The sequence below is a fragment of the Paenibacillus camelliae genome (assembly GCF_023715345.1).
GTDB lineage: Bacteria > Bacillota > Bacilli > Paenibacillales > Paenibacillaceae > Pristimantibacillus > Pristimantibacillus camelliae.
On the sequence record NZ_JAMBNY010000001.1, the window covers coordinates 65,038 to 88,587 of the forward strand.

Here is a 23,550-nt window from a genome sequence, read left to right on the forward strand (position 1 = left end):
GAAGGGAGTCCTGCTAATCGATAGCAGGACTCCCTTTGCTTATTCTGTATGAGCTGTGACGTTGCCTTCTCCTAGAGTCTTTAGATGGGCTGCGATCTTGTCACCATGGAACCTTCCAGATTCAATGAAGATCTCATTTGCATCCTCTTTGCGAGAAACAACAACACCTGCCAAATATATGCCCGGCACATTACTTTCCATCGTTTCTTGATTGAAGGTTGGATGTCCTTCCGGTTCAAACGTGACGCCAGCTGTAGTTAGAAACTCATGATCTGGGTGAAAGCCCGTTAAGGCGAGGACATAATCATTGTCTAGATTGATTATGCCTTCTGGTGTTGAAACCTCAATAGTACGATTGTGAATCTGTTCAACGCGAGAGGAGAAGAGCATTTTTATATGCCCGTTTTCTACCTTGGACTCAATGATTGGTCGAACCCATGGCTTGATGCTTTTAGAATATTGCTCCCCGCGATAAATAATTGTAACTCGCGCACCAACACGCTCAAGCTCTAATGCTGCATCGATAGAGGAGTTGCTGCCTCCAATAATCGCTACCTCTAGCCCCGTATATGGGTGTGCCTCGCGGAAAAAATGACTAACCTTCGGAAGCTCCTCGCCAGGGATGCCAAGCATATTCGGATGATCGAAGTAGCCAGTAGACACGATGACATATTTCGCTTCATATTGGTAGGGTTCATCGTATTGATTAACAGCATCAAGTATAAATCCGTTATCCGTTTTTGTAATACGCTGGACAGTCATAAACGGTTGAATACGCAGGTTATGACGCTGAGCAGCGGTACGATAATAGTTTAACGCTTCTAGCCGAGTTGGCTTGTCGTTGGCCGTTGTGAATGGAATGTCGCCAATCTCTAAACGTTCCGCTGTACTGAAAAATGACATATATGTAGGGTATTGTGAGATTGAATGAACGATATTTCGCTTTTCGATAACTAGCGGTTTAATACCGATTCGTTGAAGTGAAATCGCAGCTGCAAGACCACATGGTCCAGCTCCAATAATAATCGTATGTTCTTGTATCATCAGTAGGTTCCTCCTCGTAAGCTTGTATCATTGTAACTCTTTTATATAAAGTGAGCAAACGAAGCCGTTACTCCTCCTTAGAGCGATCAATCGCTTCAGCCATCGTTTTATCGGTTAGGTGAGCATAGATTTGCGTCGTTTCTGGTGAAGCGTGTCCGAGCTGCTCTTGCGTTTTATAGATATCATTGCGCAAATAGTAATCAGTCGCAAAGGAATGTCTAAGCTTGTGAACGGATAAATAAGGCTTGCCAAAATGCGTTGCGTATTTGATAACCATCGCTTGAATGGCTCGCTTCGTCATTCGTGAGCCTTCTTTTTTGCCATTGGCAATCGCTAGAAATAAAGCTTTTTCTCTTTTCGGTGCATGATAGCTCATGTCGCGCAGCTCCATGTATCGCTGCAGATCCTCGACCGCTGCTTGACGAAAGTAAACAGGAGTTTTGAACGTTTCGTCGTTTTTACCTTTACGAAACACATAAACTAGCTTTTTCTTCATATCGACATCGTCAACATTAAGATTGACAAGCTCTGAGACACGGAGTCCTGAATGAAGAATTAAGCTTATAATACAGCTGTCACGGACAACATTTAATTGATAGGAATACATTGCTTGCTTGTTGCGGGCGATATCCTTGCCATAATCACTACGCACGTAATGGAGAAATTCATCGATCTCATGCTCCTGAAGCAGCTTTCCTTCGAGCTTAGCAGCTGTATCCTTCGCCTTATGCGTGCGTTTAATGGCGACCTTGGCCATGACATTGCGTTTAAGCAGTGGGTAAAACTCTTCATCCTCAGCAATTTGGCTTAAATAATGAAACAACGAGCGCAGGGATGATAGCTTGCGCGTAATCGTCGTTCGGCTATTCCGTTCCTCCTTGTAGGTGGATAAAAACAATCGGTAACCATCGATCGCTTCCATCCGCAGCTGCTCAAGCTCTATTAAGCTCACATCCTTAACGGACGTAGCCTTTGATAGACCCTCTGCCATAAGCCAATGAAAAAAGGTCTCGTAATCTCGAATATACTCTAGCAAAGAGGAGGGAGACAAATCTGGCAGCTTGTATTGGATAAATTGTTCAACATACCAAGGCATGCTCGGAAGCCTGCGATCTAGCTCTTGTCGATCCTTAACTTTAATAATATTCATTGCATGATCTCCTCTATAATAGAAAAACTACCTTTAGTCAATATTGTACCAACTGTTGCGTTGGGGTACAATAATTGAGACTTAGCAAGAAACGAGCAATCGTTGAACAATAGCGCTACATTGGCTTAGGATGAGGGGGATATTACGTTGAAGGTAGAAATATGGTCTGATTTTGCTTGTCCTTTCTGTTACATAGGTAAAACATATTATGAGCGTGCACTTGAGCAATTTCCGCATCGCGAGCAGATTGTGACTCAATATAAAAGCTTCGAGCTTGATCCAAATGAATCACAAAAGCGCCCTACAATTGAATCATTAGCTGAGAAATACGGAACCTCCGTGCAGCAAGCCAAGGAAATGACGAGTGGTGTGGCAAGTCGTGCCAAGGAAGCTGGCTTAACGTTCAACTTTGAACATATGATGACCATTAATTCACTGGATGCCCATCGAATCGTGCATTACGCTGAAACCGTTGGAAAGTCCAAGGAGCTTGTTGAGGCGCTGTTTTATGCATACTTTACTGAAAACAAGGACCTATCCGATCGCCAGGTGCTTATATCCATAGCTGAATCTGTCCAGCTTCAAGTGACAGAGGTGCTAGAGGATGAACAGAAATATAAAGCTCAGGTTAGAGCGGATGAATTTGAAGCACAGCAGCTAGGTGTTCGAGGCGTGCCGTTTTTTGTAGTCGATCGCAAATATGCCATTAGCGGCGCTCAGCCTGTATCTGTATTTGTAGATACGTTGAACAAGGCATGGTCTGAGCGTTCAAGTGGCTTACAGCATGTTGAAGCTGATGGTGATGATAGCTGCGGTCCTGATGGATGTAAAGTTTAATAGGGGAGAGTGATAAGCATGTTATTATTTGTTGGTTCTTATGCAGAAGAGACAGAACAAGGTGTAGAACTATTCAAATTCGATGAAACAAACGGACAGCTTGAGAAATTAGCCGGTTATTCAGGACTAAAAAATCCGACATTTCTAAATGTTAATCCTGCCCAAAATAGTGTTTATGCGATATGTGAGCAAGTCAATGACGATGGCGGGAAATCAGGGGCAATCGCACATCTACGTTACAGTGAAGAAGGCTTCGAGCTTGTAAAGCTTCAGCCGTCCGTAGCTGGTACAACCTGTCATATTCAACGAGATGAGCATAATAATTACTTAATCGTTACAAGCTATCATGGTGGAATGGTTGGCCTTATTAAACTGAACGAGGATGGATCGCTTGGTCAGGTTGCAGATATTGCCCAGCATGAAGGTCGTAGCGTAAAGCCTCAGCAGGATCGTCCACATCCACATTCAAGCTTCTTTAGTCCAGATGGCAAGTACTTGTATGTTCAGGATCTTGGATTAGACAAGCTGATGATCTACGCACTAGACCGTGAGCAGTCTAAGCTGATCAAGCAGGGTGAGGCTGATCTGCCAGCTGGCTCAGGCCCGCGTCATTTAACATTTCACCCGACAAAGCCCATCGCTTATGTCATCAATGAGCTGAATTCTACAGTTACTGGTTTTAGCTATGATGCTGCAACGGGAGCTTTGACAGAGCTTCAGCATATCTCAACATTGCCAGAGGGATACACCGGTGAAAATGGCACAGCAGAGATTCAAATTTCGGCAGATGGACGTTATGTGTATGGATCGAATCGTGGTCATGATAGCATTGTCGTTTACGCCGTAAATGAGCAGGGGGAGCTATCCGTTATTCAGCATATTTCATCCGGCGGAGGACATCCTCGACACTTTACTCTGACGCCATCCGGTCGACATCTGCTAGTGGCAAATCGTGATAACAACAATATAGTTGTGTTGGAGCGGGATGCTGAGACAGGTCAACTACAGTCCATAGGTAAAGAAGCATTCTCGACTAAGCCAGTTTGTCTTATTCCTGTTCAATAACATTCTAAAAAAAGACACTAACGTACGTAAGGGGAACATTTAAGCGTGACTACTACTAATACATCAACAGATCTAAAACCTACCAAAATTTTGAAATGTAAAAATGCTGAATGTAAAGCGTGGGTTCGTGAAGAATTTGCGCAGCCCGACCAAACCTGTCCAATTTGCAAAGGCCCTATGCTTCGAAGCATGCGCCATTTGCCATCGGTGCAGAATAAAGTTCCGCGTCAGCCTAAAAAGCCAAAAAGTGAATTTGATATTTAAATACAAAAAAGCAGCAGTTCCGCGAGAGAACTGCTGCTTTTTTTGTGTAGCTCATTTAGTTTTAGTATATAGCGAAAATAGATAACGTGTAGATAAACGTGTTATTGCTAGCTTAATAGCTTAAGACCGATTACAGAAGCGATAATGACTGCAATACAGAACAAACGAGCTGCATTTTTAGACTCTTTATAGAAGATAATCCCTATAAGTGCACTTCCAGCAGCGCCAATGCCTGTCCAGATCGCATAGGCAGTACCCATTGGCAGCTCCTCTAAAGATAGCGTTAGAAATAAAAAGCTTAAGCCGAATCCGATCACGGTTATCGCTATATTTTTGAACGATATTTTCTCGTTTAGCTTGTTAATGCCTATTACACCCAGCATCTCAAATAAACCTGCTACAATGACAAACAACCAGCTCATCTAAGCATCCTCCTTCGCTGCGCGCGATTCTTGTTGCGAACCGTCATCTGAACCATGCTCAGCAAGCTTTAAGCCTATTACAGCTGCTAATAGTGCTGCAAGCAATCCGATTTTACCCCAATGTACGGGCTCATTGAATATCAGCATTTCAACGATTACTGTACCAGCAGCACCTAAACCTACAAATACGGAGTATGCCGTGCTTGTCGGTAGCTTATAAGTTGTTAAAATAAAGAGATAGAAGCTTAAAATAATTGCGAGAATTGTACCGATCCATTGAAGTGGGGTAGTGGAGTATTTTAAGCCAGAAACCCAAACAACCTCGAACAAACCGGCAATAACGACGATTAGCCAGTACTTATTGTGCTTCATTGTGAATCCTACCTTCCAACATAACTAGAATAATAACAGAAGTAGCTTAAGCTTTTATTGAAATGTGATAGCTTAAGCTTTTATTGAATAAGAAGGATTATAGCGCAGGTATGAGGGTGAAGCAATAGTCCATCGCTAGTATTGATGTGCTTGCTTAGCATAGTGTGATATGATGAGGTTATACTAATAGATGAAGAGGCGTAAGAAGAAATGAATAGAAGATTTAAGAAATTTTATATTGAAACAACAAGCATTTGTAATTTATCTTGCTATTTTTGTCCTCCAACAGAGCGTGCAAAGGGATTTCTATCTATCGAGCAATTTTCACATACATTGGATGAAATAAAACCATATACGAACTATATCTATTTTCACGTAAAGGGAGAGCCGTTGCTCCATCCGAAGCTGGATCAGCTGCTTGATATTGCACACGACAAGGGCTTCAAGGTCAATATTACGACGAATGGGACGCTCATTCGGAAAAATAGAGAAAAGCTGCTTGGCAAGCCTGCGCTACGCCAAATGAATTTTTCATTGCATAGCTTCGATGGCGATCCGGGCAGTCGTGACCTAAAGCAATATTTAGCTGACATCTTGGAATTTGTAAATGAAGCTCGAGCAACAACCGATATGATTACGTCATTTCGTTTATGGAATTTATCTGAGGATAACGAAGAGAATGTTAAAACGAGACGCAATCGTGAGCTGCTTGAGATGATTGAGCGAGCATTTGAGCTTGATTACGAAATCCAAGAGGTGTATATACCTGGGACAGGCTCAGGTATGAAAATTGCCGATCGTGTCTATATTAACCAGGATCCACAGTTCCGCTGGCCGGCACTTGATGAGGAAGAGGACGATGGGGTAGGCTTCTGTCATGCGCTGCGTAATCAGGCAGGCGTATTGATAGACGGAACGGTCATCCCTTGCTGCTTGGATGGAGAAGGCATACTCAAGCTTGGCAATGTAAATGAGCAAAGCTTCTCCGACATTATCGCAGGTGAACGTGCAACAGCGATTTATGATGGTTTTTCACGTAGAAGAGCGGTGGAGGAGTTGTGCCGGAAGTGTGGGTATAGGCAGCGGTTTGGCAAAACCTCCAAGAAGGAAGCGTAGATGTGGCTTAAAACGTCCGACTTTGATGACGATATAGGGCGTTGTAGTCTAGTCGACGGCGAATCTTGAACGCTACCGAAAACTCCGGTGCTCACGTACCAAATACGTACGCTGCGCTCCTCGTTTCTAGTAATAGCACCCAGCGGAGCACAAGTCCCAATATAAGCGACCCTCCTTCCGTAGGAAGGTTCGAGCGATAGGGGGACTTGAGCGGAGCGATGAAAGCCGAGCTATTAAACCTTCATTGGAAGGGGGAGGTATAATAGCACGACTTTGATGACAAAATAAATAGTTAACCACATTAATTACTAGTATCCTTAATGTGGTTAACTATTTTTGTTTAAAGCTATTTGACCGCTTGTTATGCGGTATTCAGGAGCTTGAGCCGCTTCGTTCTTGCATGTAGTGACTTGGTGGATTGCCGAACGTACGCTTGAACAGACGTTGGAAATACGATACATCGGCATAGCCCAAATACTCCGAAATCTCTGTAATCGATAATAGGGAAGCGGACAGCATATACATCGCTGTTTTCATCCGTACTGCATGGACATACTCGCTAATCGTCTGACCCGTTCCTTTCTTAAATAGGGAAGCGGTATAGCTTGGACTACGTCTTATATAGTCGGCAAGTACATCCTTCGTAATCCTCTGACGATAATGAGATTGTATGTACTGCTTCATACGTTCAATATGAATGAGTGATGCAGGTGCCAGCTCCCCGCGATCTAGCTCGCGCTGCCAAAGGACAAGTGTATCAAGCAAGTAAGCACCAATTCGTAGTGCTGCGTAAGGCTGTTCCTCCTGTAGCTCCTTCCACAGAGGGCGCAGGCGCTCTATGCTGCGATCATACAAGCCCGTCGATAGAATGAGCCAATTGTTTTTCTGTAATAGCGGCAGCACTTGTAGAAGCTCCTGGCTGCATGTGAAGGAGAAGCTGTACTTTTGATGTAGTCCTGTTTGCGTTGAACGCTCCTCATAGGAGCAATTAGCTGGTGCGAGCACAAATTGACCTTTTTCAGCCGTCATCGTGACATCAGAGGTATGAAAGATACAACTACCGTAGGTAATGATGTAAAAATGATACTCCGCGCTGCTATGTTCAATGGAAGATGATCGGTTAGATCCTTCCGTATGTGTTAATGTCAAATTTTCGAGCATAATGTCACCTCGGTACACTATAGTTCATCCATTATACTATATTTCATGTACTAGAAGTATAAAAAGGGCTAAAATGGAGACATCATAACAACCAAAAAGAAGTTTTAATGTCAGAAGGAGATCAAAAATGAGCCACACTAAAATTGTATGTACAATGGGTCCATCAAGTAATTCAATTTCGATTCTTAAGGAAATGATGCTGGCAGGCATGAACGTTGCACGCTTGAACATGGCGCATGGCGAGCTAGCTGATCATAGCGCACGCATTAAGCTTGTTCGTGAAGCTGCAGAGGAAGCTGGTAAAATTGTTGCAACGATGATGGATATTAAAGGTCCTGAAATCCGTATCGGTACGCTTGAGGAATCAAGCTACGAGCTAAAAACTGGCGATACATTCACACTTACTACAGAGCAAATCACTGGTAACGGTAAGCGTGTAAGTGTCAACTATCCGGATATGACAAGTGTTATTAATGCTGGTGATGTTATTCTTATTGATGATGGTCTAATTGAGTTACATGTGAAGGAAGTGCAAGGCTCTGATATGCATTGTGAGGTTATGAACGGCGGTGCATTAAAACCTCGCAAAGGTGTCAATTTGCCAGGTATTCGTACGACTTTACCGGGAGTAACTGAACGCGATATCGTTCACATTAACTTCGGTATCGAAGAAGGAATTGATATGATTGCTATGTCCTTCGTACGTAAAGCCGAGGATGTTCTAGAAGTTCGTCAAATCCTTGAAGATCAAGGAGTTTCTCATATTCAAATTATTTCTAAAATCGAAAACCAAGAAGGTGTCGATAATCTAGATGCGATTATCGAGGCTTCTGACGGAATCATGGTAGCTCGTGGTGACCTCGGTGTGGAAATTCCAGCAGAGGATGTACCAATGATTCAGAAGGTAATGATTGAGAAATGTAATAAAGCTGGTAAGCCAGTTATCGTAGCAACTCAAATGCTTGATTCTATGCAAGTTAATCCTCGTCCAACGCGTGCAGAGGTTAGTGACGTTGCAAACGCGGTGCTACAAGGCGCTGACGCGATTATGCTTTCTGGCGAATCTGCTGCAGGTAAATATCCGCTAGAATCAGTTAAAATGATGGCGATGATTGCTGAGCGTACAGAATCTACAATCGATTACTCGGATAGCTTCAACAAGCATATGAATACAAAATCTAGCTCCGTTACTGAAGTAATCTCACAAGCAGTTGTAAACAGTTCACTGCAAATTGGTGCGAAAGCGATTCTTACACCAACAGAAAGCGGCTTTACAGCACGTATGGTTTCTAAGTATCGTCCAAAGGCACCAATTATTGCGATCACTCCAAACGAAAAAACTTTGCGTCGTCTATCACTTGTTCGTGGCGTATTCCCTGTAAAAGGCGAATATGTAACAACAACAGATGATATGTTCAACTCTGCGATTCGTAACAGTGTTCGAGCAAACTATGTTGAAGCTGGTGACTTCGTTGTGATCTCTGCGGGAATTCCAAGCGGTCGCGCTGGTGCAACAAATCTTATTAAAATTCATCAGGTTGAGTAGATGTAACGAGTTAGAGCCTGTTAGGTACGCCTAGCAGGCTTTTTCATTTGCTAATTGTAATAGGCATCTATTGAAAAGCATAAAGCCAGCGTGCATCGATCGCACACTGGCTTTAATAGGAACCATTACATCGAAACGTCAAGCCTTTAATAACGGAAATTCTGGATTTGGATATTGAAATTCATTGCGATAGCATTGTGTCGATTCATCATAGATCGATTGAGACAGCTGATGCGATATTTCAAATATCGGTAACGATGGTTCGATATGTAGTGTCGAACCAAAGAAGGAGCAATTGACAAATTCAAAATCCATACAAGTTATTAATATGACGCAGTTCGAGAAGATACAGTTTTTGAAGGCAAAGCCATCAAAGCAAATCGTTTCGTTTTCAAAATGTTCATTCATAATTAAGCTAAGTTCCATCAGTTAGTCACCTCAAAGAAAAATTTCGGAATAACGTAATGGTAACAAATCGCTACATTTTTGTTTGTCACTTTATGTATGGCGGATTGCATATACTTATCGACAAAACCTGTGAAAGAGTGATAGACTTTGTATGTTTTTATAGGAAACGGTTGAGTATAGAGCGGATTTCCGATTATAATATAGCGAGAAATGAACAAAGAATAGGGTGCTTACATGAGTATATTAAACGTAGAACGTCTGAGCCATGGCTTCGGCGATCGTGCAATTTTTAATGATGTTTCTTTTCGCTTGCTAAAGGGCGAGCATATCGGATTAATCGGTGCCAATGGTGAAGGTAAATCCACATTTATGAATATTATTACAGGCAAGCTGCAGCCAGACGATGGAAAGGTTGAATGGTCACGTCGGATGCGTGTTGGGTATTTGGATCAGCATGCCGCGCTGCAGAAAGGAATGACCATTCGTGATGTGCTTAAGGGAGCATTCCAATATCTGTTCGATATGGAGCAGGAAATGAACGATATGTATCTTAAAATGGGCGATGTATCTCCAGAGGAGCTAGAAAAACTGCTGGAGGAAGTAGGCAACATTCAGGATACATTGACGAATCAGGATTTTTACCTAATTGATGCAAAAATCGATGAGACAGCTCGTGGCTTAGGGCTTACCGACATCGGTCTCGACAAAGATGTACATGATCTAAGTGGTGGTCAACGTACGAAAGTATTGCTTGGGAAGCTATTGCTAGAAAAGCCGGATATTCTGCTACTGGATGAGCCGACGAACTATTTGGATGAGCAGCATATCGAATGGCTAAAGCGTTACTTGCAGGAATACGAAAATGCATTTATATTGATCTCTCATGATATTCCGTTCTTAAATAGCGTCATTAATTTGATCTATCATATGGAAAATCAAAAGCTTGAGCGATATGTTGGCGACTACGATCATTTTATGCAGGTTTACGAGATGAAAAAGCAGCAGCTTGAGTCTGCTTATAAACGACAGCAGCAAGAAATTGCTGATCTTAAGGACTTTGTTGCGCGTAACAAAGCGAGCGTTGCAACACGTAATATGGCGATGTCACGTCAGAAAAAGCTCGATAAGATGGAAGTCATCGAGCTGGCGAAGGAAAAACCAAAGCCGCAATTTAATTTTAAAGAAGGCCGCACGTCTGGCCGTCTCATCTTCGAAACAAAGCAGCTTGTTATCGGTTATGGTGAGCCTTTGTCCCGTCCGCTTGACCTCCGCATGGAACGCGGACAAAAAATTGCACTTGTCGGTGCTAACGGTATCGGTAAGTCGACACTACTCAAATCCTTACTCGGCATCATTCCTGCTGTTGATGGAGAGGTCGAGCGCGGAGAGAGCTTAGAGATTGGATACTTCGAACAGGAAGCACGTGAAGATAACTATAACACTTGTATTGAGGAGATATGGAAGGAATTCCCGTCCTATACACAGTTCGAGGTACGTGCTGCACTAGCCAAATGCGGCTTAACGACGAAGCATATCGAAAGTAAAATTCAAGTACTGAGCGGTGGAGAAAAAGCAAAGGTTCGTCTATGTAAAATCATTAACCACGAATCCAATGTTCTCGTGCTCGATGAGCCAACGAACCATCTGGATGTTGATGCGAAGGAAGAGCTGAAGCGTGCGTTAAAAGCTTACAAGGGCTCTATTCTGTTGATTTCGCATGAGCCTGAGTTTTATAAAGAGGTTGTTACCGAGATTTGGAACTGCGAATCCTGGACAACGAAAGTATTTTAATTAGATTTATTAAGAGAGACGGACCTTAGTCCGTCTCTTTTTTATGTTCTCATATCTTCTATACTCTATTGTCGTTGCTTGAATGGAGTCATGCAGGTTAATTCACCTATGTTCTGCAACATTCCCGTCAAAGTTTCGTCTATCCTTCAAAAGGGAGGAGAAACTGTCATGAGAACATTAAATATGATGGCCATCATCATGATCCTCGCAATGCTGTTCGTGGGATGCTCTACTATAAATGAAGATCAATTAATTGAATTTACAATTGCCAAAAGAATTGCTGAAGAAGCTCTTACCACAGACGAGAGGTCAACTGTGTTGCCGTGGAAAAGGGAAATTGTCACTCCCATTTCTGTTGAAAGGGTTCCTAGTTATATAGATACGAAGGACTTATCCACTGACGCGAAAATTTACAAGGTAGAGATTCAGACTAGTAAGGATGAGATTGTTGGACCAATAGATATCTATGTTGATGTCGTAAGCGAAACAGTTATTGGACGCCAACTTAGAAATTAGCATTAGTAAAAAAAGGAAACGTTGATATGAGCAAAACGTACTATATGTATATATTTAGGAGGTGTATAATGGACAGGCGTTATAAGATAGCGATCATCGGTGGAACTGGCAGGGTAGGGCGTTATGTTGCGGCGCATGCAGTACGAGAAGGCTATCAGGTTCGGATGCTTGTTAGGGATCGTAATCGATTGACGTATCACGACGAACAGATCAAAGTAATTGAAGGACAAGTTCAAGAGCTTAATACGTTACGAACACTTCTAGAAGGCTGTGATATAGTTATCAATACATTTGGGCAACCAGCAAAAGAAGATCCGATTTATAGCAAGGTAACGGCGGATTTATTTCGTGTGATGAACGAGCTTAACATTAGTCGTTATATCGGAGTTTCAGGTGCCTCTTTAACGATTAATGGAGATAAGAAGAATGTAATAAATAGAATTGGAGCAAGCTTGTTTAAGCTCTTCTTCCCTAAATTAATTACAGATAAGCTGCTAGAGTGGGACATTATGTTAGCTAATAAGCAAATCGACTGGACATTGATCAGACTACCCTTTGTGATAGACAGCTTACAGTCTAAGAGGATTAAGGAAAGCTTAATCGATATGCCAGGTACTAAGATTACGAATCAAGATATCGCAGCCTTTATTGTTAGCCAAATCAACGCAAGAACATATGTACATAGAGCTCCTTTTATATCACATTGAGGAATGAGCAGCTCTATTCGCAAGCTCAGCAAGACTTCAGTGCTTAACATTGCACTTAACCTGTATTGCTATCTGATACTTAAATTACTGTAGGTAAATATTGTATATTAAGAAGATTGAAGGTAAAATAGAGCTACAATTGAATCTTGGGTGGGTATGGTTTCCCTTCGAAAGGGGGTGAGGCCATGGAAGTGAAGGATGCGTTAACGATTATGTTTCTTTTTGGATCGTTCATTCTTGCACTTTTAACATACATTAATAACAACAACAAGAAAAAGTAAAACCCACCCGAAGATTGACAGCCGACGGTGGGTTTAAACCATTTATGACTTAAATGGGAACATCCATCCAAGCCAATTGTACTGACCAAGTGTTCCAGCACTTGGTCTTTATTATGTATATATTACCATATACGAGTAGATTAGCAAAGGTTCAAATCAGTAAAAATTATACATGAATATACGTAATATTAATTATGTAAACTAAGTATATTAAATGAGTGATTTGGTTAAAGGTGACAACTTAAATATTAGCTAATAAAGTCGAATCGTGCAAGTGTTTTACATTGTTCATTTAATGCAAATTCAATTCAAATTTTTATGTTTTAAATCGGTTTAGCTGTGTTTTTATTACTAAATACGCTATAATGGTATTGTACATTTTATGAAGAAAGTGGGAGCAAGATGGGCCGTAAATGGAATAATATCAAAGAAAAAAAAGCGTCGAAAGATGCAAATACAAGCCGTGTCTATGCGAAATTCGGAATTGAAATTTATGTAGCAGCAAAAAAAGGTGAGCCTGATCCTGAATCAAATCGTGCGCTAAAGGTCGTTCTTGAGCGTGCGAAAACATATAACGTGCCAAAAGCGATAATCGATCGTGCGCTAGAAAAAGCGAAAGGCAGTGCGGATGAGATCTACTCTGAGCTGCGCTATGAAGGCTTTGGTCCCAACGGATCAATGGTTATTGTTGACGCGTTAACGAATAACGTCAATCGTACTGCGCCAGAGGTACGTTCTGCATTTAATAAAAATGGCGGCAGTATGGGCGTGAGCGGTTCTGTATCGTATATGTTTACACAGACGGCTGTTATCGGGATATCTGGAAAAACCGAAGATGAAGTGATGGAGCTTCTAATAGAAGCTGATGTTGATGTTCGCGATATCCTTGTTGAGGATGAGGACATTATTGTTTACGCTGATCCAGAGTATTTTCAGGCTGTACAGGAAGCCTTCCAAGCAGCAGGTGTTACTGAATTTAATGTAGCAGAAATTACGATGCTGCCAAACAATGAGGTAGATCTATCTCCTGAAGCTCAAGCACAGTTTGAAAAACTGATTGATGCGCTGGAGGATCTTGAGGACGTGCAGCAGGTATACCATAACGTTAATCTAGAAGATTAATTAACAAGAGAAAACGGAGGTTCGGCATGCATATCGAAACGATTCAGCTGTGGGAGGAATTCCCACAAGTAACGTTAACGGCTTACATCCCATACGAGGTTGCGCAGGAAGGACAAGCAAGTCCTAAGCCAGCTTTATTGGTATTGCCAGGTGGGGGCTATCTATATACTTCTGATCGTGAAGCAGAGCCCATTGCATTAAGATTTGCATCGCTTGGCTACCGTACATTTGTGTTGCATTATAATACGTACTACGGAGCGGCTCCTCTTACAGCAGAGCAGCAGAGCAATCCGAATCCACACGTCAAATTTCCACAGCCACTATACGATGCGGCAAAAGCAATTGCCACGATTCGTAGCAGGGCGGCGGAATGGAATATCGCAGAAGACCAAATTGCTGTTGCTGGCTTCTCAGCAGGAGGACATCTAGCAGCAAGCATCGGTGTACACTGGAATAGAGCGGATGTAGCCGAAAAGCTTGATGTTCAACCAGAAGCAGTGAAGCCGAATGCACTAATTCTTGGTTATGCGTTAATTGACAATCAGCTAGCTATGGAATGGATGACAGAGCAAGATAAAGAAAAATTTACTGGTCTGTATAATGAAATTAATAAAGCAATGTTTGGTGAAAAACAAGCGACGGCAGAGGAGCTAAAGCAGCTTACTCCATCGCATTTTGTAGGACCGCATACACCGCCAACCTTCCTGTGGCATACATCAGAAGATGATCTCGTCTTGTCTGCACATTCATTGACCTTTGCCTTGGAGCTGTGCAAGCATCGTATACCGCACGAGCTGCATGTATTCGAGAAGGGCGGACACGGCTTGTCTCTAGCTGATGCTACGACTTCTACGCATGCAGGACAAATGAATGCAGCGGCTTCGCAATGGGTTGAGCTGGCGCATCATTGGCTGCAGTTGCATTTTACAGTAAAATGAAGCTAACTCATTCTAAAAATTCATTTTAAAGATGAGACAACAAGTTAAATCCGCCACGACGATCATTCTGCGACAAGGATGTCAATCGAAAGGCGGATTTTTTATAATAGTATTCATAAAAATAATTATGTAAACTAATATGGATTAAAAGATTAATTTATTGTTTAAATGGATAATCGACTTTTGCTGTAAAAAATATTAGTTGTAGGTGTCAGTAAAAATAAGTATTAAATTATGTTCTTAATGATTCAATCCATAAAAAAGAAGCTAGGTAACGAAGAGGAGAAGGCCAGTGAATATAAAAAACGGTAGTCCAGGACATAATTGACCCAGACTACCGCTTTCTCACTTGCACTATATATCACATCTCGTAACGTTCATAACATTTATAACGTTCTGATGATCCTTGATCTTACAATTCAATTTCCTTAATAATTCTAGCAGGATTTCCGCCTACGACAACATTGTCCGGTACGTTCTTCGTTACGACTGCACCTGAAGCAATCACCACGTTGTCACCAATCGTTACCCCTGGATTAATTGTAACATGACCGCCGATCCAAACATTATTGCCAATGGTTATTGGTTTAGCAAACTCCACACCAGAATTACGCTCGGTTGGATGGAGGGGGTGGGTAGCTGTGTATATATGTACACTAGGGCCTAGCATGCAGTTATCTCCGAATCTTACTTCAGAAACATCTAAGATGGTGCAATCGAAGTTTGCAAAGAAATTTTCCCCAACGTAAGTATTATAGCCGTAGTCAAACCGAATATTCGGCTCCATATATAGATTGTTTCCCGTTGAGCCGAGTAATTGCTTAAGAATGGAAGTGCGCTTCTCAATCTGGTCATCCTGCGACTCATTAAATTCTCTAACTAGTTTTCTAGCACGCAAACGATCTGCACGAAGCTCGGGATCTCCAGCAAGGTACAATTCGCCTGCAATCATCTTTTGTTTTTCTGTTTTCATCGTAAGCCTTCTTTCAGTATAAGTTCGTATATATACAACGATACAGGTTTGACCTTAACAATTCAAGTAAAAGTGGGGGCATGTTAACCAGTATAAGCATCAGTGATTATAGATCTCTTTAACGGATACAAGTCAATAGAGTTGAAATTAACAGTTGAGGCGTACGAGATTAATGATTTGTGTGATTAGCTTATGCGGCCCAAAACTGCTATAATAAAGTGCACAAAATCTATGTTTTGCGCACTTTTGATTTTAAGCGATTTTATTGGACAGGGTCGAGCTCTTATTGGCTACTTTCTCAGTTGAATAATACATAAATTGTAAGGGGATGGAAACCTGATGATAGAAGAGCGCTATGAAGAGCCGGTTAACGTATTTCAGCTTTGGATGAAGCAGGCCGGCTATGCAGATACAACAAAAAAGGAATATGTAAGAGAGGTTCGGAATTTTTTAGCTTATTTAGATGGTACTGAGCTTAAGCATGTCAAAAAGCTAACGATTGTTAGCTACCTTGTTCAGGAGAAGGAGCAGCTATCTGACCGTGCTAGAAATCGAAGCCTTGCAGCACTGCGAAGCTTTTTTAAAGCACTTATTGACTTTGAGCTGGCTGTAACCAATCCAGCGCAAGAAGTAAAAAAATCCAAAACAGAACGAAATCGTAAACCGATTTATTTGGAGCAAGAGTTGCTTGCATTAACGATCAATTATATAGAAGGGAAATACCAAGAGCGTAACATTGCACTACTGTTATTAATGGCATACTGTGGATTGCGGGTAGGAGAGGTGCATCGTCTAAATATAAGCAACTATGATGAGGAGAAAGCAACGATTACCGTGCTTGGAAAAGGGAGGAAGTGGAATGAAATTCCGTTAGCACCCGAGGTTAATCAATATATGAAGCGTGTGGTACAGCAAAGAATTCAGCCTTACCGCCCGCAGGACGAAGCATTTTTTATCTCTCAAAAGGGAAGAAGGCTTTCTATCCGCCAAATACAAAAAATTATATCGGAAATGTTTAAGCAGCTAAAAGCTGAACATGCTGAATTACAAGGACTACAATTGTCCTGCCATAAGCTTCGCCATTCCTTCGCTACGTTAATGTTACGAAACCAAGTGGATATTCGAGTCGTAAAAGAACTAATGGGGCACAGCTCCATTGATACGACGATGATCTATACCCATATTCACGATGAAGAGAAGAAGCATGCTGTAGCATCGATTCGTATGCCTGATCTACAAACCGAAATAAACGTCCGCTAATCTAAGTATCGGGCTCTTATCTCAGGAGTGGGGAGCATGCATGCTTTCGCTTTGCCAAACCATTGATAGCGACGCTTAGCAATATATCGATAGACAGCATTACGAATGAAGCCAGGGATGATATACAGTACCTGAGCAAGCGGCCAAGCTCGATGTAAATATTTTGTAAGACGGATCGCGGCATCAGAGTATACATAGGCTTTACCGTGATCGATTAGTACAAGCGAGTCAAGCTCGACTGGAAGCTGGTGCTTATCGCGAAGCGCTTGACCGAGCTCACCTTGCTGTGAGGCAAAGCGAATGTTCGTATGTGGATCTCGAGCAATAATCCATTGAACCGTACCATTGCAGAAAGAGCATTCCCCATCGTATAGCAGTATGGTATGTGTGTTCATGCGATCACCCCTTTATTACTTTTTTTATTACTATAATAGAAAGGATGTCAAACTACAAGTGATTTTCATACTAATTGTGACACTCCTCATTTATGCGGGATTAGTGTTTTATGTGGCATGGAGCGGTTATCGCGGAATAGGAATTAAGGGCAAACGATGGTTTCTCATAGCCTACAGCATAATCATGTTATTCCTTTCTGTATCCTTTATTTTAGCTAGATTTGGCAGTGGCAGCACGCTATTAGCCGTTATCGGAAACTACTGGTTAGCACTATTTAGTTTATCTTTAATGATCTTACCACTGGTTCATCTTATCATGCTAATTCTGCGATTAACGTCATTACATCGGGAGAAAACACGGGTAGCTGCAGCTCGCATAGCATTCGTTGTACTAGTTGCTGCATTAGCTTACGGTAGCTATATGGCCTATACACCTAAGGTGAATACGTATACGATCGATATCGACAAGTCTTATCCTGAGGACTTAAACGTCGTCATGTTCTCCGATACGCATTTTGGATACTTATCTGGTAAAAAGCATGCAGAAAGACTCGTTAAGGAAGTAAATGAGTTGGAGCCTGATCTCATCATTATTCCTGGTGACATCATTGACGATGATCTTGAGATCGTCGAGAAAAAACAAATTTTTAACATATTAAGTGGGCTAGAGGCTAGGCTGGGCGTGTATGGTTCACTTGGGAACCACGATAAATTCCGTGGCGAGTTATCAGAGTTAATCACTGCCATCGAAACGGCTAATATCGAAATACTGTATGATGAGACAGTTACGATCGAAGGAGGACTTGCTCTTATTGGTCGAAAGGATTATTCTGAAGGGGAACGTCTTGCAACGGAGCAATTAACATCTCAGCTTGATCAATCTCTGCCGATCATTCTACTCGATCACCAGCCATACGAATACGATGAAGCTGAGCAGGCTGGTGTTGATCTTGTTGTATCTGGTCATACGCATAGAGGTCAAGTCATGCCAGGAAATCTAATTACAAATCGATTATTTGAAAATGATTGGGGCTATCTGAAAAAAGGTCAGCTTCATACAATTGTTAGTTCTGGCTATGGCTTCTGGGGACCGCCGATTCGAATTGGAACGCAATCGGAAATTGTACAGATCCATATCAATTTTAATAATTGATTTTTGTAATGCATTTCAATAATGAAATTAATTAATGTCATTAACTAACCTCAAAAGGCATTTCATCACTTAGGAAAGGTATGTTAAACATGCAGTGTAAAGCTTGTCATACACCTATCGCAGCCAATGCAATAGCATGCCCAAGCTGTGGAGTTACGAAGCCGAAGTCCATGAGTTCCCGCAGCAAAAAATGGCTACTTACCGCAGCGGTAGCAGCCGTTATTATCATTGTTATCATTCCATTGGTTGCCTCACTTTTATGGATGCAGTCCAACTAATAGCTGTACATGCAGCTGTAACATTGCTACACAAGAAAAGCCAGCACGCCTAATTTTATGCTTATTCGTAAGCTGATAAATGAGGCAAAATGCTGGCTTTTTCGTGTTAAGCTAATTGTTTCTTGGATCCTTCTTCTCATCTGTATTGCCCATCGAGCCCCATACAACAAGAAAACTAATCGCGATCGCGAGAACGATCGGGGGACACACAAGCACTAAAAATTCATCGAGGCTCATATCCATGCTTTCCTTTCACATAATCACTGTTGAATAGAAACAGCTTTAATAGGAGATATAACGAAGGCACCAACAATGCGAGACCCAATATAAACGCCACAACGAGCGCTAGCGCCATATTTGGGTTTGTGAAATTGTCGTAAATGCTTACGTAAGGATAGAGAACGTAAGGCAAATGTCCTGCTCCATAGCCATAAAATGCGAATGCAAATTGAAGAATAACAAATACAAACGACCAACCTAGCCTCTGATTCGAATATAGCAAGTAAATCGCAATCAGAAAACAGAGGATTGAGAGCAAGAAAACCCACCATATCTCAAGCAAATTATTAAAATGCTCCCGATTGTGATTATAGATGGAAAAGAAAACAAACAAACTTGCCAGCAATGTCGGTAAGCTCCAGATTAAAGCATAGTTCCGCACCACTCGATAGGCGGCTTTATCCGATGCCTTGAAGGCATAATAGCTCAGAAACATCGCGGAAATATAAAGCACGCTAACGAGAGCGAGCACGACAACACTCCAAGAGTATTGGCTTGTAAAGAGCTCCTTAGCGAGAAATATAACCTTTCCATTATCATTCACTTGAATGTAACCGCCCTCTGATATCGTTAGAACGGTCGAGAGAGATGCAGGGATGAGCAGGCCCGTTGCGCCATAAAGCAGGTTATATAGTCGGTTATTGGCTTTACCATAAAAGGTAAACGCATAATACGAGCCACGAATTGCAAGTAAAACAATAGCAATGCTGCCTGGAATTAATAGCGCAGTCCCTAGATAATAACCGATGTCAGGAAAAAATCCGATGATCCCGACAAAGAAAAAAACGAGAAAAACGTTCGTCACTTCCCAGACAGGGGAAAGATAGCGTTCAATCATATTGTGAATGATATGTCTCGTACCGCTTATCGTACTGTAGTACATAAAGAAGCCGGCGCCGAAATCAATGGAGCCTACAATTAAATATCCGAATAGAAAGGTCCAAAGCACAGTGATACCTAGCAGCTCAAAATTCATAATTCACCTCTATTTCTCATATAACGCTAGTTCGTCTGCAACCTTGTTTCTCTTAAACATTCTCGTTAACACTCGAATAGACGATATAGCGAGTACTGTATATAGCAGGAAAAACATTAAAAGCATCGTATCTACATGCTCTGACCTCGTTGCACCCTCTGTCGTAGTCATGATGCCGCGCACCACCCAAGGCTGACGACCAACCTCTGAAAAGATCCAACCATGCTCAATCGTGAGCATGGCAATAGGTGCTGCGGCAACGACGAGTGCAAGCAGCCAGCCACGATAAATGTTCCCTTTCTTACGGATAAGCTCTATCATGAACAGCAAAGTAATCAGTACCATCATCGCTACTAATCCCATTTTCATATCAAAAATATAGTGGACCCATAGTGGTGCCCAATGCTCCTCTGGGAATTGATCTAGTCCTACCACCTCGGCAGAAGGGTTGCTGAAAGCTAATATACTTAGGCCATATGGGATTTCAAGACCGTATTTGACGGTATTATCCTCCTGCAGCACACCACCTAATATAAGGGGCGCATGCGTCGACGTTTCGAAGTGCCACTCTGTAGCCGCTAGCTTCTCTGGTTGATAGACCGCTAAGTATTTACCTGATAGATCACCGATGATGACCGTAGCAACCATAAAGACAAAGGAGCAGATCATCGTAAATTTTAAAGCCTTACGATGATAGGTTTCCCGTTGCCCGCGAGCATAGGCAAAGGCAGCAATAGCAGCCAGCACTAACCCGCACGTTAGATATGCAGTCGTAAGCACATGCGAAATTTTCGTTGGAACAGCAGGGCTCATCATCGCTTGAATAGGATTGACATCTGTAATCATGTTATTTTCATAGGTAAATCCAACAGGATAGTTCATGAACGAATTAACGATCGTGATGAATATTGCCGAAGCACCTGAACCGATTACAACAGGAATAAGCAATAGCAGATGAGTTTTTCGATTTTTGAAACGATCCCAGGTATATAAATAGATACCTAAAAATATAGCCTCAAAAAAGAACGCAAAGGTTTCCATAAAGAGTGGAAGTGCAATGGATTGTCCAGCAACCTGCATAAAGCTGGGCCATAGCAAGCTCAGCTGTAAGCCAATCGCTGTACCCGTAACGACGCCAACAGCAACAGTTATCACATAGCCCCGGGACCATCTTCGCGCTAATAATATGTAATGAAAGTCATTTTTTCTAATCCCTATCCATTCAGCTAGACCAATATAGAGTGGGACCCCTACACCTATCGTAGCGAATATAATATGAAACCCTAAGGTTAACGACGTTAACCATCTACTGAATAGAACAGGATCATAGGTATAAAGCAAGGTCACCGTTTCCAACACTCCTTAAAACATTTTGTGAAGCAATGCAGCAAGCATGATGATGCCAACGACGAAGCAAGTCATAATTAAACGACGTTCCTGTCGTTCGATGATATTGTCCTTTTTCTTTACTGATTTTTTCATTGGCAAAAAACTCCTTAGTAAATCATTCATATTTATGATGCCAATCGAGCGCAGAACTATTCATAATGAAGAATGAAAACATATGACTGCGACTTCGTTTTTGTTAATATAGTAGAACAAGCATATGAAAGAGGGGATAGGATGGGCAGCTATCGTTGGGTAGCATTAGGAGGCGCAGCTGGAACATTGCTGCGCGTGGAGGTAAACACACTTTTCCCGCTTGCACACGGGCTGCATACGGTATGGATTAATATAGTGGGAAGCCTACTGCTTGCCATACTTTTTACACTCATGCCTGCACATGAAGAACGAACTCGCCGCATAAGATTGACGCTAGGTACGGGCTTGCTGGGCGGGTTTACAACGATGTCTACGTTTAGCTTAGATGTCGTAAAGCTGCTTGAGGCAGATGAATGGGGCTTGGCTGGATTTGTAATTATCGCAAGTTTGCTAGGCGGGCTACTTGCTGCTCTATTAGGTGTGTGGATCGGTAGAAGGGTTAGGGGCGAAAATGGATGATTATACTAGGTGCGGTTATGATGGGCTCGCTTGGAGCATGCCTGCGGTTCTATATTAGTCAGCTTACGATATGGAATCACGTAAAGAGCTTTCCTTATGCTACTTTAGTCATTAATGTTACTGGCTCTGCTTTGTTAGGCGTGCTTTGGAGCTTATATGAGCATCAGCTAATTAGTGAGCTTGCTTGGCAATGGATAGGCGTAGGATTTTTCGGTGCATTTACAACGTTTTCGACTTTTAGCTATGAATTAGTCCAGCTTGTGGAAAGGAAAAGATGGACTGCTGCTGCAGCATATATGCTGGCAACAGTCATCCTTGGTACAGCTTTTGCAGCAATAGGTATAGCTATCATTGGTTATTTTTGTTAAAGCCTGAGGGATTCAGGCTTTTTATGTATGATTTAATAAATATGTATTGACAACGCTATCATTTTGCGCAATAATGAACGCGTGTACATTAATCATAAAACCAATTAAAACATAGAGGAGAGAGCGATATGTCAAACAAAGCTAAACAAAATGAGCCTTTAGTTACTCATATCTATACTGCAGATCCTTCAGCACATGTATTTAACGACAAAATCTACATTTATCCATCCCATGACTTGGATCATGATGGTGAAAGTAATGATAACGGGGATCAATATAAAATGGAGGATTACCATGTTCTATCGATGGACGATATCGATGCGCCTGTCGTAGACCATGGACAAGCTTTGCATGTTCGTGACGTAAAATGGGCAAGCAAGCAAATGTGGGCTCCAGATGCTGCATTCAAAAACGATACGTACTATTTTTATTTCCCAGCACGTGATAAGGAAGGCATTTTCCGTATTGGTGTAGCGACAAGTAAAAATCCGGAGGGACCATTCGTTCCTGAGGACAACTACATCGAAGGAAGCTTCTCCATTGACCCAGCAGTATATGTTGATGATGATAATCGCGCCTATATGTATTTCGGTGGATTATGGGGAGGACAGCTTGAAAAATGGCAAACTGGTGAGTTTGTTGCCGATGCTCCAGACCCAGACGAAAATGGACCAGCCCTTGGACCAATGGTTGCTGAGCTTACGGATGATATGCTTACCTTTAAGACTGCACCGCAAGAGATTAGCATCGTTGATGAGGACGGCAATCCACTGCTAGCAGGCGATCACGATCGTCGATTCTTCGAAGCACCTTGGGTTCATAAGCATAATGGCTACTACTATCTGAGCTATTCTACTGGTGATACACATTACCTAGTATACGCAATTAGTAAATCTCCTACTGGACCATTCGTATACAAGGGTAGAATTTTGGAGCCAGTACTTGGCTGGACAACACACCAATCTATCGTACAATTTAAAGGAAAATGGTATTTGTTCTACCATGACTGCTCTCTATCTGGCGGTGTGAATCACAAGCGCAGCGTTAAATTCACTGAGCTGAAATACCGTGAAGACGGAACGATTGTGACAATTCATCCTTACGCTGATGAAGAAAAATAAATGCAT

At 42.0% G+C, this 23,550-nt stretch carries 28 protein-coding genes; 16 read left to right on the plus strand and 12 right to left on the minus strand.

The window, feature by feature from the left end:
• Positions 1-39: 39 nt before the first annotated feature.
• Positions 40-1,044, minus strand: a complete 1,005-nt coding sequence (locus M3180_RS00295) for a YpdA family putative bacillithiol disulfide reductase (protein WP_251665226.1) — start codon at positions 1,042-1,044, stop codon at positions 40-42.
• Positions 1,045-1,111: 67 nt separating this feature from the next.
• Positions 1,112-2,194 (minus strand): tyrosine recombinase XerS, encoded by a 1,083-nt coding sequence (xerS, locus tag M3180_RS00300; RefSeq protein WP_251665228.1) that lies wholly within the window; start codon positions 2,192-2,194, stop codon positions 1,112-1,114.
• A 147-nt stretch (positions 2,195-2,341) separates the two neighbouring features.
• On the opposite strand from xerS, the gene M3180_RS00305 reads away from it, so the two are divergent.
• From M3180_RS00305 to M3180_RS00315, 3 genes are read left to right on the plus strand one after another with little or no spacing between them, the layout of a single operon-like run.
• Positions 2,342-3,031 carry a DsbA family oxidoreductase gene (locus M3180_RS00305; protein WP_251665229.1) on the plus strand — a complete coding sequence of 230 codons (690 nt, stop codon included), beginning with the start codon at positions 2,342-2,344 and terminating at the stop codon, positions 3,029-3,031.
• Between the two features lie 18 nt (positions 3,032-3,049).
• Positions 3,050-4,096 carry a lactonase family protein gene (locus M3180_RS00310; RefSeq protein ID WP_251665230.1) on the plus strand — a complete coding sequence of 349 codons (1,047 nt, stop codon included), beginning with the start codon at positions 3,050-3,052 and terminating at the stop codon, positions 4,094-4,096.
• A gap of 45 nt (positions 4,097-4,141) precedes the next feature.
• Positions 4,142-4,360 carry a cold-inducible protein YdjO-related protein gene (locus tag M3180_RS00315; RefSeq protein WP_251665231.1) on the plus strand — a complete coding sequence of 73 codons (219 nt, stop codon included), beginning with the start codon at positions 4,142-4,144 and terminating at the stop codon, positions 4,358-4,360.
• Between the two features lie 107 nt (positions 4,361-4,467).
• On the opposite strand, the gene M3180_RS00320 is transcribed toward M3180_RS00315, so the two are convergent.
• Positions 4,468-4,782 carry a DMT family transporter gene (locus tag M3180_RS00320; protein WP_251665232.1) on the minus strand — a complete coding sequence of 105 codons (315 nt, stop codon included), beginning with the start codon at positions 4,780-4,782 and terminating at the stop codon, positions 4,468-4,470.
• Entirely contained in the window at positions 4,783-5,154 is a 372-nt protein-coding gene (locus M3180_RS00325) for a DMT family transporter (protein ID WP_251665233.1), read from the minus strand.
• Between the two features lie 210 nt (positions 5,155-5,364).
• Here M3180_RS00325 and M3180_RS00330 point away from each other — a divergent pair, with 210 nt between their 5' ends.
• Entirely contained in the window at positions 5,365-6,270 is a 906-nt protein-coding gene (locus tag M3180_RS00330; protein ID WP_251665234.1) for a radical SAM/SPASM domain-containing protein, read from the plus strand.
• 372 nt (positions 6,271-6,642) lie between these two features.
• On the opposite strand, the gene M3180_RS00335 is transcribed toward M3180_RS00330, so the two are convergent.
• Positions 6,643-7,431 carry a helix-turn-helix transcriptional regulator gene (locus M3180_RS00335; RefSeq protein ID WP_251665235.1) on the minus strand — a complete coding sequence of 263 codons (789 nt, stop codon included), beginning with the start codon at positions 7,429-7,431 and terminating at the stop codon, positions 6,643-6,645.
• 127 nt (positions 7,432-7,558) lie between these two features.
• Here M3180_RS00335 and pyk point away from each other — a divergent pair, with 127 nt between their 5' ends.
• Positions 7,559-8,977 carry a pyruvate kinase gene (pyk, locus tag M3180_RS00340; RefSeq protein ID WP_251665236.1) on the plus strand — a complete coding sequence of 473 codons (1,419 nt, stop codon included), beginning with the start codon at positions 7,559-7,561 and terminating at the stop codon, positions 8,975-8,977.
• Between the two features lie 138 nt (positions 8,978-9,115).
• Here the strand turns inward: pyk and M3180_RS00345 are convergent, their stop codons facing one another.
• Positions 9,116-9,403: a hypothetical protein gene (locus M3180_RS00345; RefSeq protein WP_251665237.1), complete on the minus strand. Its 288-nt coding sequence runs from the start codon at positions 9,401-9,403 to the stop codon at positions 9,116-9,118.
• A 216-nt stretch (positions 9,404-9,619) separates the two neighbouring features.
• Between M3180_RS00345 and M3180_RS00350 the strand changes: the two genes are divergently transcribed.
• From M3180_RS00350 to M3180_RS00375, 6 genes are all read left to right on the plus strand, one after another.
• Complete coding sequence (locus M3180_RS00350; RefSeq protein WP_251665238.1) at positions 9,620-11,176, plus strand: ABC-F family ATP-binding cassette domain-containing protein; 1,557 nt, start codon at positions 9,620-9,622, stop codon at positions 11,174-11,176.
• A 168-nt stretch (positions 11,177-11,344) separates the two neighbouring features.
• Positions 11,345-11,692, plus strand: coding sequence for a hypothetical protein (locus tag M3180_RS00355; protein ID WP_251665239.1), 348 nt, complete (start codon positions 11,345-11,347; stop codon positions 11,690-11,692).
• A 68-nt stretch (positions 11,693-11,760) separates the two neighbouring features.
• Entirely contained in the window at positions 11,761-12,399 is a 639-nt protein-coding gene (locus M3180_RS00360) for an NAD(P)H-binding protein (RefSeq protein ID WP_251665240.1), read from the plus strand.
• A gap of 185 nt (positions 12,400-12,584) precedes the next feature.
• On the plus strand, positions 12,585-12,680 hold the full coding sequence (gene comI / locus M3180_RS00365) for a competence inhibitor ComI (protein ID WP_227793437.1): 96 nt from the start codon (positions 12,585-12,587) through the stop codon (positions 12,678-12,680).
• A gap of 402 nt (positions 12,681-13,082) precedes the next feature.
• The gene (locus tag M3180_RS00370) at positions 13,083-13,802 is read left to right on the plus strand and encodes a YebC/PmpR family DNA-binding transcriptional regulator (protein ID WP_251665241.1); all 720 of its coding nucleotides are present in this window, start codon (positions 13,083-13,085) and stop codon (positions 13,800-13,802) included.
• Positions 13,803-13,828: 26 nt separating this feature from the next.
• On the plus strand, positions 13,829-14,740 hold the full coding sequence (locus M3180_RS00375; protein WP_251665242.1) for an alpha/beta hydrolase: 912 nt from the start codon (positions 13,829-13,831) through the stop codon (positions 14,738-14,740).
• Positions 14,741-15,152: 412 nt separating this feature from the next.
• Here the strand turns inward: M3180_RS00375 and M3180_RS00380 are convergent, their stop codons facing one another.
• Entirely contained in the window at positions 15,153-15,713 is a 561-nt protein-coding gene (locus M3180_RS00380; RefSeq protein ID WP_251665243.1) for a maltose acetyltransferase domain-containing protein, read from the minus strand.
• A gap of 339 nt (positions 15,714-16,052) precedes the next feature.
• Here M3180_RS00380 and M3180_RS00385 point away from each other — a divergent pair, with 339 nt between their 5' ends.
• Positions 16,053-16,973, plus strand: coding sequence for a tyrosine-type recombinase/integrase (locus M3180_RS00385; RefSeq protein WP_251665244.1), 921 nt, complete (start codon positions 16,053-16,055; stop codon positions 16,971-16,973).
• Here M3180_RS00385 and M3180_RS00390 read toward each other — a convergent pair.
• Positions 16,970-17,368, minus strand: a complete 399-nt coding sequence (locus tag M3180_RS00390; protein ID WP_251665245.1) for a thiol-disulfide oxidoreductase DCC family protein — start codon at positions 17,366-17,368, stop codon at positions 16,970-16,972. The two genes, M3180_RS00385 and M3180_RS00390, sit on opposite strands and share 4 nt — an antisense overlap.
• 58 nt (positions 17,369-17,426) lie before the next feature.
• On the opposite strand from M3180_RS00390, the gene M3180_RS00395 reads away from it, so the two are divergent.
• Positions 17,427-18,521: a metallophosphoesterase gene (locus M3180_RS00395; RefSeq protein ID WP_349774450.1), complete on the plus strand. Its 1,095-nt coding sequence runs from the start codon at positions 17,427-17,429 to the stop codon at positions 18,519-18,521.
• Between the two features lie 106 nt (positions 18,522-18,627).
• Here the strand turns inward: M3180_RS00395 and M3180_RS22655 are convergent, their stop codons facing one another.
• From M3180_RS22655 to M3180_RS00405, 4 genes are all read right to left on the minus strand, one after another.
• A complete protein-coding gene (locus tag M3180_RS22655; protein ID WP_285855540.1) occupies positions 18,628-18,759 on the minus strand; it encodes a hypothetical protein in 132 nt (43 codons plus the stop codon).
• Positions 18,760-18,910: 151 nt separating this feature from the next.
• Positions 18,911-19,036 (minus strand): cytochrome bd oxidase small subunit CydS family protein, encoded by a 126-nt coding sequence (gene cydS, locus M3180_RS22660; RefSeq protein ID WP_285855541.1) that lies wholly within the window; start codon positions 19,034-19,036, stop codon positions 18,911-18,913.
• Positions 19,023-20,054: a cytochrome d ubiquinol oxidase subunit II gene (locus M3180_RS00400; protein ID WP_251665246.1), complete on the minus strand. Its 1,032-nt coding sequence runs from the start codon at positions 20,052-20,054 to the stop codon at positions 19,023-19,025. Before M3180_RS00400 ends, cydS begins: the two co-directional genes overlap by 14 nt.
• 9 nt (positions 20,055-20,063) lie before the next feature.
• Positions 20,064-21,401, minus strand: coding sequence for a cytochrome ubiquinol oxidase subunit I (locus tag M3180_RS00405; protein WP_251665247.1), 1,338 nt, complete (start codon positions 21,399-21,401; stop codon positions 20,064-20,066).
• Between the two features lie 276 nt (positions 21,402-21,677).
• Between M3180_RS00405 and M3180_RS00410 the strand changes: the two genes are divergently transcribed.
• The 3 genes from M3180_RS00410 (at position 21,678) to M3180_RS00420 (ending at position 23,544) form a co-directional block, all read left to right on the plus strand.
• Complete coding sequence (locus tag M3180_RS00410; protein WP_251665248.1) at positions 21,678-22,055, plus strand: fluoride efflux transporter FluC; 378 nt, start codon at positions 21,678-21,680, stop codon at positions 22,053-22,055.
• Positions 22,052-22,423, plus strand: a complete 372-nt coding sequence (crcB, locus tag M3180_RS00415; RefSeq protein WP_251665249.1) for a fluoride efflux transporter CrcB — start codon at positions 22,052-22,054, stop codon at positions 22,421-22,423. The genes M3180_RS00410 and crcB overlap by 4 nt, the downstream gene beginning before the upstream one ends.
• Before the next feature lie 128 nt (positions 22,424-22,551).
• Positions 22,552-23,544, plus strand: a complete 993-nt coding sequence (locus M3180_RS00420) for a glycoside hydrolase family 43 protein (RefSeq protein ID WP_251665250.1) — start codon at positions 22,552-22,554, stop codon at positions 23,542-23,544.
• The last annotated feature ends 6 nt before the right edge of the window (positions 23,545-23,550 follow it).

Coding starts and splice junctions, on each gene's coding strand:
- cydS (WP_285855541.1), bottom strand. CDS start 19,036: ATGAGCCTCGATGAATTTTTAGTGCTTGTGTGTCCCCCGATCGTTCTC.
- M3180_RS00375 (WP_251665242.1), top strand. CDS start 13,829: ATGCATATCGAAACGATTCAGCTGTGGGAGGAATTCCCACAAGTAACG.
- M3180_RS00350 (WP_251665238.1), top strand. CDS start 9,620: ATGAGTATATTAAACGTAGAACGTCTGAGCCATGGCTTCGGCGATCGT.
- M3180_RS00370 (WP_251665241.1), top strand. CDS start 13,083: ATGGGCCGTAAATGGAATAATATCAAAGAAAAAAAAGCGTCGAAAGAT.
- M3180_RS00325 (WP_251665233.1), bottom strand. CDS start 5,154: ATGAAGCACAATAAGTACTGGCTAATCGTCGTTATTGCCGGTTTGTTC.
- M3180_RS00390 (WP_251665245.1), bottom strand. CDS start 17,368: ATGAACACACATACCATACTGCTATACGATGGGGAATGCTCTTTCTGC.
- M3180_RS22655 (WP_285855540.1), bottom strand. CDS start 18,759: ATGATAACAATGATAATAACGGCTGCTACCGCTGCGGTAAGTAGCCAT.
- M3180_RS00400 (WP_251665246.1), bottom strand. CDS start 20,054: ATGAATTTTGAGCTGCTAGGTATCACTGTGCTTTGGACCTTTCTATTC.
- M3180_RS00355 (WP_251665239.1), top strand. CDS start 11,345: ATGAGAACATTAAATATGATGGCCATCATCATGATCCTCGCAATGCTG.
- M3180_RS00360 (WP_251665240.1), top strand. CDS start 11,761: ATGGACAGGCGTTATAAGATAGCGATCATCGGTGGAACTGGCAGGGTA.
- M3180_RS00335 (WP_251665235.1), bottom strand. CDS start 7,431: ATGCTCGAAAATTTGACATTAACACATACGGAAGGATCTAACCGATCA.
- M3180_RS00330 (WP_251665234.1), top strand. CDS start 5,365: ATGAATAGAAGATTTAAGAAATTTTATATTGAAACAACAAGCATTTGT.
- M3180_RS00410 (WP_251665248.1), top strand. CDS start 21,678: ATGGGCAGCTATCGTTGGGTAGCATTAGGAGGCGCAGCTGGAACATTG.
- M3180_RS00295 (WP_251665226.1), bottom strand. CDS start 1,044: ATGATACAAGAACATACGATTATTATTGGAGCTGGACCATGTGGTCTT.
- crcB (WP_251665249.1), top strand. CDS start 22,052: ATGATTATACTAGGTGCGGTTATGATGGGCTCGCTTGGAGCATGCCTG.
- M3180_RS00320 (WP_251665232.1), bottom strand. CDS start 4,782: ATGAGCTGGTTGTTTGTCATTGTAGCAGGTTTATTTGAGATGCTGGGT.
- comI (WP_227793437.1), top strand. CDS start 12,585: ATGGAAGTGAAGGATGCGTTAACGATTATGTTTCTTTTTGGATCGTTC.
- M3180_RS00385 (WP_251665244.1), top strand. CDS start 16,053: ATGATAGAAGAGCGCTATGAAGAGCCGGTTAACGTATTTCAGCTTTGG.
- M3180_RS00380 (WP_251665243.1), bottom strand. CDS start 15,713: ATGAAAACAGAAAAACAAAAGATGATTGCAGGCGAATTGTACCTTGCT.
- M3180_RS00420 (WP_251665250.1), top strand. CDS start 22,552: ATGTCAAACAAAGCTAAACAAAATGAGCCTTTAGTTACTCATATCTAT.
- pyk (WP_251665236.1), top strand. CDS start 7,559: ATGAGCCACACTAAAATTGTATGTACAATGGGTCCATCAAGTAATTCA.
- M3180_RS00310 (WP_251665230.1), top strand. CDS start 3,050: ATGTTATTATTTGTTGGTTCTTATGCAGAAGAGACAGAACAAGGTGTA.
- xerS (WP_251665228.1), bottom strand. CDS start 2,194: ATGAATATTATTAAAGTTAAGGATCGACAAGAGCTAGATCGCAGGCTT.
- M3180_RS00345 (WP_251665237.1), bottom strand. CDS start 9,403: ATGGAACTTAGCTTAATTATGAATGAACATTTTGAAAACGAAACGATT.